Annotated in this window: 14 protein-coding genes; 11 read left to right on the top strand and 3 right to left on the bottom strand. The window is 71.2% G+C overall.

Going from position 1 to position 12,422, the window contains the following annotated elements:
• Nucleotides 1–2: 2 nt before the first annotated feature.
• Nucleotides 3–506, bottom strand: a complete 504-nt coding sequence (locus BMW88_RS07735; RefSeq protein ID WP_143116002.1) for a hypothetical protein — start codon at nucleotides 504–506, stop codon at nucleotides 3–5.
• 88 nt (nucleotides 507–594) lie between these two features.
• Here BMW88_RS07735 and BMW88_RS07740 point away from each other — a divergent pair, with 88 nt between their 5' ends.
• From BMW88_RS07740 to BMW88_RS07770, 7 genes are all read left to right on the top strand, one after another.
• On the top strand, nucleotides 595–1,254 hold the full coding sequence (locus tag BMW88_RS07740; RefSeq protein WP_089949894.1) for a response regulator transcription factor: 660 nt from the start codon (nucleotides 595–597) through the stop codon (nucleotides 1,252–1,254).
• Nucleotides 1,251–2,393 (top strand): sensor histidine kinase, encoded by a 1,143-nt coding sequence (locus tag BMW88_RS07745; protein ID WP_089949895.1) that lies wholly within the window; start codon nucleotides 1,251–1,253, stop codon nucleotides 2,391–2,393. The genes BMW88_RS07740 and BMW88_RS07745 overlap by 4 nt, the downstream gene beginning before the upstream one ends.
• A gap of 101 nt (nucleotides 2,394–2,494) precedes the next feature.
• Complete coding sequence (gene sepH, locus BMW88_RS07750) at nucleotides 2,495–3,436, top strand: septation protein SepH (protein WP_089949896.1); 942 nt, start codon at nucleotides 2,495–2,497, stop codon at nucleotides 3,434–3,436.
• A 16-nt stretch (nucleotides 3,437–3,452) separates the two neighbouring features.
• Nucleotides 3,453–3,794, top strand: coding sequence for a hypothetical protein (locus tag BMW88_RS07755; protein WP_143116003.1), 342 nt, complete (start codon nucleotides 3,453–3,455; stop codon nucleotides 3,792–3,794).
• Between the two features lie 70 nt (nucleotides 3,795–3,864).
• Complete coding sequence (locus tag BMW88_RS07760) at nucleotides 3,865–4,302, top strand: hypothetical protein (protein ID WP_143116004.1); 438 nt, start codon at nucleotides 3,865–3,867, stop codon at nucleotides 4,300–4,302.
• Nucleotides 4,299–4,727 carry a hypothetical protein gene (locus BMW88_RS07765; RefSeq protein ID WP_089949899.1) on the top strand — a complete coding sequence of 143 codons (429 nt, stop codon included), beginning with the start codon at nucleotides 4,299–4,301 and terminating at the stop codon, nucleotides 4,725–4,727. Before BMW88_RS07760 ends, BMW88_RS07765 begins: the two co-directional genes overlap by 4 nt.
• Nucleotides 4,693–5,115, top strand: a complete 423-nt coding sequence (locus tag BMW88_RS07770) for a hypothetical protein (protein WP_089949900.1) — start codon at nucleotides 4,693–4,695, stop codon at nucleotides 5,113–5,115. The genes BMW88_RS07765 and BMW88_RS07770 overlap by 35 nt, the downstream gene beginning before the upstream one ends.
• On the opposite strand, the gene BMW88_RS07775 is transcribed toward BMW88_RS07770, so the two are convergent.
• The gene (locus BMW88_RS07775; RefSeq protein WP_245777623.1) at nucleotides 5,102–5,326 is read right to left on the bottom strand and encodes a hypothetical protein; all 225 of its coding nucleotides are present in this window, start codon (nucleotides 5,324–5,326) and stop codon (nucleotides 5,102–5,104) included. The two genes, BMW88_RS07770 and BMW88_RS07775, sit on opposite strands and share 14 nt — an antisense overlap.
• A gap of 199 nt (nucleotides 5,327–5,525) precedes the next feature.
• Here BMW88_RS07775 and BMW88_RS07780 point away from each other — a divergent pair, with 199 nt between their 5' ends.
• The 3 genes from BMW88_RS07780 to BMW88_RS07790 all read left to right on the top strand — a co-directional run bounded on the left by BMW88_RS07780 (nucleotide 5,526) and on the right by BMW88_RS07790 (nucleotide 9,916).
• A complete protein-coding gene (locus BMW88_RS07780; protein ID WP_245777624.1) occupies nucleotides 5,526–7,226 on the top strand; it encodes an ABC transporter ATP-binding protein in 1,701 nt (566 codons plus the stop codon).
• Nucleotides 7,223–9,061 (top strand): ABC transporter ATP-binding protein, encoded by a 1,839-nt coding sequence (locus BMW88_RS07785; protein WP_218148005.1) that lies wholly within the window; start codon nucleotides 7,223–7,225, stop codon nucleotides 9,059–9,061. The genes BMW88_RS07780 and BMW88_RS07785 overlap by 4 nt, the downstream gene beginning before the upstream one ends.
• A 249-nt stretch (nucleotides 9,062–9,310) precedes the next feature.
• Entirely contained in the window at nucleotides 9,311–9,916 is a 606-nt protein-coding gene (locus BMW88_RS07790) for a DUF2537 domain-containing protein (RefSeq protein ID WP_089949903.1), read from the top strand.
• 7 nt (nucleotides 9,917–9,923) lie between these two features.
• Here the strand turns inward: BMW88_RS07790 and BMW88_RS07795 are convergent, their stop codons facing one another.
• Nucleotides 9,924–10,715, bottom strand: coding sequence for a TrmH family RNA methyltransferase (locus BMW88_RS07795; protein WP_089949904.1), 792 nt, complete (start codon nucleotides 10,713–10,715; stop codon nucleotides 9,924–9,926).
• A 209-nt stretch (nucleotides 10,716–10,924) separates the two neighbouring features.
• Between BMW88_RS07795 and BMW88_RS07800 the strand changes: the two genes are divergently transcribed.
• A complete protein-coding gene (locus BMW88_RS07800) occupies nucleotides 10,925–12,421 on the top strand; it encodes a glutamate-cysteine ligase family protein (protein WP_089949905.1) in 1,497 nt (498 codons plus the stop codon).
• Nucleotide 12,422 lies beyond the last annotated feature (1 nt).

A 12,422-nucleotide genomic window follows, 5' to 3' on the forward strand; every position in this document is an offset into this window, starting at 1 on the left:
CTTCATCCGACCGGCCTCGCCGCGACCATGCCGCCCTCGCCGAGACCGCAGTCCTTCATGTCCTGCTTGACCTTGTCGTCGTCCAGGTTCGGCAGGGTCCTGGGCTCGCCCGCGCCACCATCGAAATCCGGGTCCGGCCAGTCGTGGCCCTTGTCGCGCATGCACTTCGCCTGCTTGCGCGCCTCGTCCTGCTCCTCGGGCGACGGCGGCTTGAACTCGCCTCCGTTGGGCAGGTGCTTCTTGCAGGCCTCGTGGGCGGACTTCATCTTCTCCTCGTCCAGAGGAGCGCTGTCGCCTTTGACGCCGGGCATGGCCTCGATCATCACGCCGCCGTTGTCGGCTTGCTTCGGGTCGGGCATGTCGATGCCGTTGTCCCGCATGCACTGGGCGAACTTGACCATGTCCGCGCTGTTGTCCTTCTTGGCGCCGGCCTGCTGGTCCGGCTCACTGCCGCAAGCGGTGAGCGCCAACAGCAGGCCCAGCAACACTGCGATGGTGGATTTCATGGGGACAGGTCTACGGAGGGCGTCATTCGGCGGCGTTAAGCGAAAGGCCTTATCCGGCGCTTATGCCCGTTGAGTGGAAAATGCGGTCATGCGTGTGCTGGTGGTCGAGGACGAGCAGCTGCTCGCGGACACCATCGCCGAGGGACTGCGGAGGTTCTCGATGGCGGTGGACGTCTGCTACGACGGCGAGGCGGCGTTGGAACGGGTGGGGGTGCACGCGTACGACGTCGTCGTGCTGGACCGCGACCTGCCGCTGGTGCACGGTGACGACGTCTGCAAGGCGGTGCACGCGTCCGGGGGCGAGGCGCGCGTGCTGATGCTGACGGCGGCGGCCGAGGTGGACGACCGGGTGGCCGGCCTCGGGCTCGGCGCCGACGACTACCTGACCAAGCCGTTCGCGTTCGCCGAGCTGGTGGCGCGCGTGCAGGCGCTGGGCCGCCGGGCCCGTCCCGCGTTGCCGCCGGTGCTCGAACGGGCGGGGGTCACCCTGGACCTGCCCCGGCACCAGGCGACCCGGGACGGGAGGTTCCTGCCCCTCTCGCCCAAGGAGTTCGCGGTGCTGGAGGTGCTGATGAAGGCGGAGGGCACCGTCGTGAGCGCGGAGGAGCTGCTGGAGAAGGCCTGGGACGAGCACGCCGACCCGTTCACCAACGCCGTGCGGGTGGCGGTGATGACGCTGCGCCGCAAGCTGGGGGCCCCGCAGGTCATCGAGACCGTGCCCGGTGCCGGCTACCGGTTCGGCTCGTGAAGCTGCGGACCAGGCTGACGGCCTGGTACGCCGGGGTGTTCCTGATCGCGGGCGTCGCGCTGATCGGGCTCAACTACTGGCTGCTCGCCGAGTGGACGCCGCTGGCGGGCGGGGTGGCGACGCGGGCGATCCCGGCGCAGACGCCGGAGGTGGCCTCGCGCTTCTCGACGCTCGAAGCGGCGCAGCTTCCCGCCGACACCCTCGTGTTCACCGCCGACCAGGTCAAAGCGGACGCGATGAACACGGTGCTGTGGCAGTCGGTCATCGCGCTGCTGGTGGCCGCGGTGATCGCCGTCTGGCTGGGGTGGGTGGTGGCCGGGCGGGTGCTGGCGCCGTTGCACTCGATCACGACGACCGCGCACCGGCTGGAGGCGGAGCGGCTGGACCAGCGGATCGAGCTGGACGGGCCGCCGGACGAGCTCAAGGAGCTCGCCGACACCTTCGACGGGATGCTCGACCGGCTCGCGTCGTCGTTCGACAGCCAGAAGCGGTTCGTCGCGAACGCCTCGCACGAGCTGCGCACGCCGCTGGCCGTGCAGCGGACGTTGATCGAGGTGGCGCTGGCGGCACCGGACGCGTCCGACGAGGTCCGCCGGCTCGGGGCGCACCTGCTCGACACGAACGAGCGGAGCGAGAAGCTCATCGACGGGCTGCTGGTGCTCGCGCGCAGCGACCGCGGCCTGGCGACGCGGGAGCCGGTCTGGCTCGACGAGGTGGTCGAGGACGAAGCGGAGTCGTGCGCGGCTCTCGCCGACGAGAAAAAAGTCACGATTGAAGTCCGGACTCGCAGGTATCTGGTCGACGGCGATCCGGTCCTCCTTGCCCAGCTCGTCGGCAACCTGTTGCGCAACGCCGTCCTCTACAACGTGCCGGGCGGCTCCGTGACGGTGGAGCTTGATCAAGAACTCGTCGTCACCAACACCGGTCCCACCGTGCCTGCCCAGGCAGTACCCGGGTTGTTCGAGCCCTTCCGACGGCTCCGCGACCGCACGGGGACCGCCGGGTCCGGCCTCGGCCTGTCGATCGTCCAGTCCGTCGCGAGGGCTCACCAGGGCTCGGCGAAAGCTCGTCCGAACGGGGGAGGCGGCCTGGTGGTCCACGTGCGCGTTCCGGAAACCGGCGTGCGACAGGCCTCGTGAACTGGCAAGATCACGTAAAGATATCGGCGCGCCTCCCTCCCCAGGGCGGCTCGTTGTCCTAACGTTGTCTGCTGGCGAGGTGCGAATTCAGGGAGGCCACGATGCGAGCGCTGCGAGTCATCGGGCTCGACGAGGACGGCAAGTCCGTCATCCTCGAGGACCCCGAAAACCGCGGCGAGCGCTTCACGCTCCCCGCTGACGAGCGCCTTCGGGCGGCCCTGCGCGGTGACCTCGCGCGTCTCGGCCAGATGCAGATCGAGTCCGGCGAGGCCCAGATGCGGCCGCGCGAGATCCAGGCCCGCATCCGCGCCGGCGAGTCGATCGAGCAGGTCGCGGCCGCCGCGGGCATGCCGGTCAACCGCATCGAGCGCTTCGCCTACCCCGTCCTGCTGGAGCGCTCGCGCACGGCCGACCTGGCCCAGCGCGCGCACCCGGTCCGCGAGGACGGCCCCGACGTGCAGACGCTCGGCGAGGTCGTCGCGCACTCGTTCGGGCTGCGCGGCCACGACCTCTCCGACACCTCGTGGGACTCGTGGCGCGGTGACGACGGCCGCTGGATCGTGCAGCTGCACTGGAAGACCGGCCGCTCGGACAACCGGGCGCACTGGGCGTTCCACCCCGGCGCGCAGGGCGGCACGGTCACGGCGCTCGACGACGCCGCGGTCGACCTGATGGACCCGAACCCGAACCGGACGCTGCGCACGGTCCGGCCGGTGACGCAGCTCGCCAGGCAGGCCCTGGAAGCGCCACCGGTCCCGGTCCTGCCCGCCTCCGTGCCGCTGGAGGAGCCGGCACCGGTGCCGGTGCCCGCTCAGGCGACCGCTCCCGCACCGGCTCCCGTCGTGGCGGAGAGCCCGGTCCAGGAGAACCTGCCCGAGCCGGAGCCCGTCGTCGTCCCTCCCGCGCCACCGGCGCAGCAGGAGCAGGAGCCCGCGGCCGAGAAGCCGGTGCGCAAGGACCCTCCTCCGAAGCGGGGGAAGAAGAACCACCCCATCGTGCCGTCGTGGGAAGACGTTTTACTGGGCGTGCGGTCGAACCGCTGAGTGAGAAGCTGACGCCGTGGGACGTCGTGTCGCGCTGGCTGCCGGAGTGGGCGCACTCCTCGGGCTGGCCTGGTGGGGAATGTTCGCCCTCATCTCCTCCGGGGCGGTCTGCTCGTTCGAGGAGTGGGGCTGTCTCAGCACCTTCGTGACGGCCGTGCCGATCTTCGCCGTCGCGGCGGCGGTGCTGGGCGGGATCGCGCTGCGCTCCCGGGGCGAGTCGCGGGCGTGGCTGGTGGCCGTGCCCGCGACCCTCATGGCCGTGGTCGCGATGGTGTTCCTGCTCGGGTTCCCCTGGCTGGCGTTCGCGGTGTTCGCGGCGCTGTTCGCGTTGATCGCCGTGCTCACGGCCGCGCGGTGAAGATCTTGTGGAGGGTTGGCGCGGATCGGCCCGGTGCCCGGCTCGACCGGGTAGCCCTGGGAGCATGCCGGTGCGCGTTGTTGTCGGGATCGTCGCGGGAGCGGTGGCCGGCACGGGGTTCTACCTGACCACGGACCTGTTCACCCGGTACTGCCGCACGAGGCCGATCGGCTGGACGTGCCACCAGGCCGCCTCGGCGTTGCACTGGCCGAGCTTCTTGGCCTGGGCGGTGGTCGCGGGTCTCGCGATCTTCGAGGGTTTCCGGCTCGCGCGGCAGAGCCGCGGGTGGAGGGCGACCGCGCTCGGGACCGTCCTGTGGTCCGTCCTGAGCGTGCTGCTCCTCGCCGTCTTGGTCATCGCCGAGGTCGACGCCGCCCGATGGCCGGGGACGACCGGGTGGTGGGAGGTCGGGATGGTCGTCGTGCCCGCTGTGGCTGCCTACGCGATCGCCGCGCAGTGCGTGGGCAGGGCACGGGAACCCGGACGTTCGCCGGACGGCTCGTCATGATCGGTCGCACGGGACCGGGCCTCGCGGCGCTGACCGGCGCGGTCTGCGGCGCCGGGTGGTTCCTCTCCCTCGAACCGGCGGGAGACCTCCCCTGCACCGGCAGCGGCCTGGGGTGCGCTCTGCTCTCGCTGCTGGTCGTGGTCCCTGCGCTGGTGGTCGTCTGGGCGCTCGTGGGGTGGGGGCTGCTGCGGCTCGCGCGGTTCGCCCGGGCCGGGCTGACCGCCGTCGCCGGGACGGCCGGCGCGGTGGCGTTGCTGTTCATCAGCACGTTCGCGCTGAGGTTCGTGCGCGTCCAGCTTCCGGAGGACAGCGGGGTCGTCGTGCTGGCGCTGGCGGGTGCGGGCGGCTACGCCTTGGCCGCCGTGCTCGGCGCTGGTTACGGTGGACGGCGTGACGGAACAGAGCACCGCGGGCAAGACGGGTAAGGCGGGTCGCCGGCTGCTGTTCCGGGTCGTCCTCTCGATGGCCGTCGGAGCGGGGCTCGTGCTCGGCTGGACGTGGGCCTACGAGTCGGGCTTCCTCAAGTCGTGGCTCGACAGCACCTCGATGTCGACGTTCCTGCTGCTCGTGCTGATCGGCCTGCCGCTCGCGCTGGTGTCGTCGCTCGTGCTCGCCGGGCCGGTCCTCTGGGCCTTCGGGGTGCGGCCGGTGTGGCCGATCATCCTGCTCGGACCGGTCCTGCTCGGCCTCGGGCTCTACCTGAAGGTGCACGAGCCGATCCTCGGGTGGTTCGCGAACCGGCACCACGCCGAGGCGGTGCTCGCGGCCGTCGCCTACGGGCTTGTGGGGTTGGTCACGTTCAGGCGGTCGTAGGCACCGCGTCGAGCAGGTTCAGGTCCCAGCCCTCGCGCTCGCACCAGTCCTCGGCCTCCTCGCGGGAGAGGAACATCGCGTGCCGCGGCCGCGGGCCCGCCAGGCGGTCCCAGCCGTCCGGAGCCAGCACGTAGCTCGCCCCGTCGCGCGTGGCGATGAGCCGTCCGTGTGGAAACGCCATCGTCTGCTCGGTGCGCAGATACCGCGTCATGCCCGCCATCGTGCCCCTTGACCTCGACCTAAGTCGAGACAGCAGGCTCCGGCACGGAGAAAAAGCGGATGCTGACGGTCGGTCGTCTTCGTACTTTGGAGACGACCTGGAGGGGGCACGTCGCGTGAGCGATCAACGTAACTCGACGATCAGGACCTTGCGGAGGTTGTGGCCGTACGTGCGGCCGCACCGCGCTCGGATGGCTGTCGTGCTGTCGGCGACGATGCTCGCGATGCTGTGCGGTCTCGGCATCCCGCTGCTCACGCAGCGCATCGTCGACGGTCCGATCCAGCACAAGCAGACCGCGCTGCTGCCGTGGCTGGTCCTGGGCGTGCTGGTGCTCGGCATCAGCGAGGCCGTCCTGTTCTACATCCGGCGCAAGGTCGTCGCGCGCCCCGCGGCGGAGGTCGAGGCGCGGATGCGGCTCGACCTGTACCGGCACCTGCAGCGGCTGCCGGTCTCGTTCCACGACCGGTGGCAGTCGGGCCAGTTGCTCTCCCGCGCGACGAACGACCTCACGACGGTGCGGCGCTTCGTCGCGTTCGCGGTCGTGTTCCTGATCGTCAACACCCTGGTCGTCGTGATCGGGCTGGGCGTCATCGCGACGCTCTCGCCGTGGCTGCTGGTCGTGTCGCTGTGCGGCGCGCTCCCGTTGATCGTCATCTCGTTCTTCTTCGAGTCGAAGTTCAAGGTGATCGCGCGCCGGGCGCAGGACCAGTCGGGCGACCTGACGACGACGGTCGAGGAGTCGGTGCTCGGCATCCGGGTGCTCAAGGCGTTCGGGCGCGGGCCGGAGCTGTCCCGGCGGTTCCTCGCGCAGGCCCGCGAGCTGAGGCGGACCGAGCTGAACAAGATCTCGGTGCTGGCCGCGCTGTGGTCGGTGCTGATCGTGCTGCCGGAGCTGTCGATCGCGGGCATGCTCGGTGTCGGCGCGATCGGCATCGTGGACGGCACGATGACGGTCGGCACGCTGGTGGCGGCGGTCGCGGTGAGCGCGTACCTGCGCTGGCCGATCGACTCGATCGGCTGGCTGCTCGCCGAGACGAACCAGACCGCGTCGGCGCTGGAACGCTACTGGGAGGTCGTCGACTCCCCCGTGGCGATCACGAGCCCCGCATCGCCGGTGCCGCTGCCGGCGCCGCTGCGCGGGCACGTGCGCTTCGAGGACGTGCGGTTCGCGTTCGAGGACGGCCGCGAGGTGCTCTCGGGCATCGACCTCGACCTGCGGCCCGGCGAGACCCTGGCGCTGGTCGGCGCGACCGGCTCGGGCAAGACGACGCTCACGGCGCTCGTGCCGCGGCTCACCGACGTGACGAGCGGCCGGATCACGATCGACGGCGTCGACGTGCGGGACCTGTCGCTCGAGGACCTGCGCAGCGTGGTCGGCACGGCGTTCGAGGAGCCGGTGCTGTTCTCGGCGTCGGTCACCGAGAACGTGGCGCTGGGCGTGCCCGACGTCGACGAGGAACGGGTGCGCGAGGCGTTGCGGGTGGCCAAGGCCGAGGAGTTCGTGGACGCGCTGCCGTGGGGCCTCGCGACCCGCATCGGCGAGCAGGGCCTGTCGCTGTCCGGTGGCCAGCGGCAACGGCTGGCGCTGGCCCGCGCGGTCGTCGGCAAGCCGGCGGTGCTGGTGCTCGACGACCCGCTGTCGGCGCTCGACGTCCACACCGAGGCCGAGGTGGAGGCGGCGCTGCGGCGGGTGCTGCACGGCGTCACGGCGCTGGTCGTGGCGCACCGCCCGTCGACCGTGCAGCTCGCGGACCGGGTGGCGATGCTGGTCGACGGCAAGATCGCCGCGGTCGGCTCGCACCGGCACCTGCTGGAGACCAACGAGGAGTACCGGCGCCTGCTGTCCAGCGCGGACGCCGAGGACAAGGTGGAAGAGGAGGTGGCGTCGTGAGCGATACCCCGGTGGTCGAACCGGAGGAGCAGTGGCGCGGCGTCGCCGCCGAGGAGATCGACGAGCTCTCGCACGCGACGGGCCTGCGCCTGCAGGCCCGCTCGCGCAAGCTGCTGGGCTCGTTGCTGCGCCCGCACATCGGCCGCACGTCACTGGCGATCGCCGCGGTGGTCGGCGGCAACCTCGCGAACCTCGCGGGCCCGTTGCTGATCGCCGCCGCGATCGACAGGGGCATCCCCGCCGCGATCGGCGGCGGCGCGTCGATCCTCGTCTGGTGCGTGGTCGGCTACGCGGTCTGCGCGGTGCTGACGACGTTCCTGCGGTGGGCGTTCCTGCGGGTCTCCGGCCGCGTCGGCCAGGACCTGCTGCTGGACCTGCGCGGCCGGATCTTCCGGCACTCGCAGCGGCTGTCGGTCGGCTTCCACGAGTCCTACACGTCCGGCAAGGTCATCTCCCGGCTGACCAGCGACGTCGACGCGTTGCAGGACCTGCTCGAAGAGGGCCTCGACAGCCTGTTCAACGCGGCGCTGTCGGTGGCGGGGATCGCGATCATCCTGCTCTGGCTCGACGCCCCGCTGGCCATGGTCGTGGTGGCGGGCTTCCTGCCGCTGTACTTCATCTGGCGCTGGTTCCGCCGCCGCTCGATGGAGGCCTACCGGGGCACGCGCGGGGCGATCGCGAAGATCATCGTCCAGTTCGTCGAGTCGATGAACGGCGTCCGCGCGGTGCAGGCGTTCCGCCGCCAGCCCCGCAACGAGCAGATCATGAGCGGCTTCAACGGCCAGTTCCGCGACGCGAACACCGACGCCCTGGGCGTGATGGCCACGTTCGTCGCCACGATCAGGGTCATCGGCAACGTGTCGCTGGCCGTCGTGCTGGCCTGGGGCGCCTACCGGGTCGCGGGCGGCTCCCTGGAGCTGGGCGTGCTCGCGGCGTTCACGCTGTACCTGCGCCGCTTCTACGACCCGTTCGACGAGCTGGCGATGTTCGCGAACTCGTACTCCTCCGCCACGGCGGCCCTGGAGAAGATCTCCGGCCTCCTGCAGGAGGAGCCGTCGGTGCCCGAGCCGGAGTCGCCGGTGGCCCTGCCGCACGCACGCGGCGCCGTCCGGTTCGCCGGCGTGGAGTTCGAGTACCCCGGCACGTCCCGGCTGGTGCTGCCGAGGTTCTCCCTGGACGTGCCGGCGGGGCAGACCGTGGCCCTGGTCGGCGCGACCGGCGCGGGCAAGACCACTCTGGCCAAGCTGGTGGCGAGGTTCTACGACCCGTCGGCGGGCGAGGTGCAGCTCGACGGCGTCGACCTGCGCTCGGTGGCGGACGAGGACCTGCGCCGGGCGGTGGTGATGGTGACCCAGGAGAACTTCCTGTTCTCCGGCTCGGTGGCCGACAACATCGCCCTGGGCCGTCCCACCGCCACCAGGGCCGAGGTGGAGGCCGCGGCGGCCGAGGTGGGCGCGCACGAGTTCATCGCCGCCCTCCCCGAGGGCTACGACACGGACGTCCGCAAACGCGGTGGCCGCCTCTCCGCGGGCCAGCGCCAGATGGTCGCTTTCGCGCGTGCTTTTCTGGCAGATCCGGCGGTACTGGTCCTGGATGAGGCAACATCGTCACTGGACGTGCCCACCGAACGCGCAGTGCAGGCCGCGCTGGAAACGGTCCTGGCCGACCGCACGGCGTTCATCATCGCCCACCGCCTGTCCACGGTCCTGATCGCGGACCGCGTGCTGGTGCTGGACGGTGGCATTGTGGTGGAGGACGGCTCCCCCGAGGAGCTGATCGGTGAGCGGGGCCGCTTCGCGGCCCTGCACACGGCCTGGCGCGACTCGCTCGCCTAGGCCTGCGGTCGCGTTCGCGTCAATGGGGATCTGACGCGAACGCGACCCACGACTCCCGGCCGCCGCCCCGGTCCCGCCGGGGCGGTTCCGCCGTCCCGGGAGCCGGGCGCCGCCGTCGGCCTTCGGCGAGGCACCGGTGCCCTCCGCTCGAACCCACCACGAGCCGGCCCGCGACCCGAGGCGTTCTCCGCCCGCACCCCGGTCGGATAGGTTCTGCCGGAGGGGACGGAACACCAGGAGGAGGGGTTCGTGGAGTTGCGAGTCCGGGACGGCCGCGCCGTGCTCGCCGGGGAGGACGAGTCCGGCGAACGCGAGGTCGACCCGCACAGCCTGCCCCTCGGCGCCGATCTGGCCGAGGCCCTGCACGAGTGGGCGAAGGTGGCCGACGCGGTGGTGCGCACCGAGACACCGTCCGACGGCGTCGCCAGCGCGCTGATCACCCGCAGGGGCAAGCAGCTCGCCGGCAGGATCGCCGCCGTCATGAACACCCCCGTCCGCTACACCGACCCGGTCAGCGGCGAACTGGTGGACGTCGACGCGCCGGAGGCCCCCGCACCCGCCGAACTGCCCGCCGAGTTGTCCGCCGAGGCGGATCCCGAGCCCACCCCGTGGGGCACCGGGCTCACCGTCACCGTCATCACGGCCGCGATCGTCACGGTCACCGTCGTGTCGCTGTCGCTGGGCTTGGGCGAGACCAGCCGGTGGCTCGCGCTCGTCGCGAACGTGCTGGTGGTCGGCGGCCTGGCGCCGTCGGTGTGGCTCGGGCGCAACGTCCCGGTGTGGCGCTGGGTCGCCTACGGCGTGGTCACCGGTGTCCTGATCGCCTGGCTGGCGCTGATCCTGACCCTGCTCTGAGCACCGGCTAGAGCAACGCGTAGAACGCCACGGCCCCCGCGGTGGCGACGTTCAACGAGTCCACTCCCGACGACATCGGGATGCGCACCGCCACGTCGGCCGCGGCGATCGCCTCCTCGGTCAGCCCCGGCCCCTCCGAGCCGAGCAGCACCGCCACGCGGCGGCCGCGCAGACCGGCGTCGGCGAGGTGCGCGGCCGATGCGCGCGGTGTCAGAGCGGCAACGGTAAACCCCTTTTGCCGCAACAAGTTCAGCGCCGCGGGCCACTCGTCCGTGGTAGCGAACGGCACGCGCAGCACGTGGCCCATCGACACCCGCACACTGCGCCGGTACAGCGGATCGCTGCAGCCGGGGCCCAGCACGACGCCGTCCACGCCCAGGGCGGCGGCGTTGCGGAAGATCGAGCCCAGGTTCTCGTGGTCGCCGACGCCCTCCAGCACGGCCAGCCGCCGCGCACCGGAGGCCAGCGCGTCGAACGACACCGCGGGCGCGCGGTCGGCCGCCGCCAGTACACCCCGGTTCAAGTGGAACCCCACGACCGACGCCATAACCTCCGCAGATGTCACGTAAGCGGGAACGTCCAGGTCAGAGAGGTCCAGTGCCTCGATCCGCCGCCGCACCCCGAGCAGCCCGCGCACCGGGTACGGCGAAGCCAGCAGCCGTTCCACCACCACGACTCCCTCGGCGATGACGAGACCTCGTCCTCCCGGCCGGTCCGGCCTGCGGTCGGCCGTCGAGAGGTCCCGGAAGTCGTCCAGCCGGGGGTCACCCGGGTCGTTGATCTCGATCACCTTCGCCACGCCGGAAGTTTCGCATCCGGTCCGGGGTGGAACAGGCGAGGTAGTCCGGAAGGCGGAACCGTGCACGGCCGACCAGCGGATGATCGCTCGCAGTTACAACGACGTGACAGAGAGCACCGATTTGGGCGATGTCAACGACGTTTCGCCTGTGTCACGTTGGGCGTTCCGCCTGGCCCGCGCCCACCGGCGCCGAGCGAAGGGGTAGCGGCATGGGAAGCGAAGTGTCCAGCCGCACGTTCACCAGAGACGACCGCGAGCGCTACCGCCAGAAGATGCAGCGGAGTCTCGACGCACTGGCCACGATGCTGGCCGAGGACACGTTCTCCTTTCCCCGTCGGCAGATGGGACTCGAGATCGAGCTGAACCTCGTCGACGACGCGATGCGCCCGGCGATGGCGAACTCGGAGGTGCTCGAGAAGATCGACGACCCCTCGTACACGCTCGAGCTGGGCCAGCAGAACCTGGAGATCAACGTCCCGCCGCGCGAGCTGGCCGGCGGCGAGATGCTCGGCCTGGAGGAGGAGCTGCGGTCCTCTCTCGACAGCGCGGACTCGAAGGCCAACGACGTCGGCGCGAACCTCGCCATGATCGGTGTGCTGCCCACGTTGCGGGAGCGGCACTTCGACCGGAGGTGGCTTTCCGACAGCCCGCGGTACGCGCTGCTCAACGACACCATCTTCGCCGCCCGCGGCGAGGAGATGGTGCTGCACATGGAAGGCCCAGCGATGCCGGGCAAGGGGCCGGAGAAGCTCCTGAGCTACGCGGAGTCGATCCTGCCGGAGGCCGCGTGCACGTCGGTGCAGCTGCACCTGCAGGTCGAGCCGACGGACTTCGCCGCGCACTGGAACGCCGCGCAGTGCCTGGCGGGCGTCCAGGTCGCCATCGCCGCGAACTCGGCTTTCCTGCTGGGCAAGGCGCTCTGGCACGAGACGCGCATCCCGCTGTTCCAGCAGGCCACCGACACCCGCCCGGACGAGCTGAAGAACCAGGGCGTCCGGCCGCGCGTGTGGTTCGGCGAGCGGTGGATCACGTCGATCTTCGACCTGTTCGAGGAGAACGTGCGCTACTTCCCCAGCCTGCTGCCCGAAACCGACGACGAGGACCCGTTGGAGGTCCTCGAAAGCGGTGGCGCGCCTCGTCTTTCCGAGCTGCGCCTGCACAACGGCACGATCTGGCGCTGGAACCGCCCCGTCTACGACGTCGTGGACGGCGTGCCCCACCTGCGCGTGGAGAACCGCGTCCTGCCCGCCGGGCCGACGGTGCTCGACACCATGGCCAACGCCGCGTTCTTCTACGGCACGCAGCGCGCGCTCACCTCGCAGGAGCGTCCACTGTGGACGCAGATGTCGTTCCAGGCGGCCGAGGAGAACTTCTACACCGGTGCCCGGCACGGCATGCACGCCCAGTTGTACTGGCCGGGCATCGGCTGGATCCCGTCGGACGAGCTGGTGCTGCGCCGCCTGCTGCCGATGGCGCACGAGGGCCTGCGCGACTGCGGGGTCTCCGACGAGGCCCGCGAACGCTACCTCGGGGTGATCGAGCAGCGCTGCCTCGCACGCCGCACGGGGTCGTCGTGGCAGCGGGAAACCGTTGCGCTGCTGGAGGACCGCGGCCTGTCCAGGGACGCGGCCCTGTCCGGGATGCTCAAGCGGTACATGGAGCTGATGCACACCGGCGAGCCCGTCCACACCTGGCACGTCGGCTGAC

The sequence above is a fragment of the Lentzea xinjiangensis genome, assembly GCF_900110955.1.
Classification (GTDB): domain Bacteria; phylum Actinomycetota; class Actinomycetes; order Mycobacteriales; family Pseudonocardiaceae; genus Lentzea; species Lentzea xinjiangensis.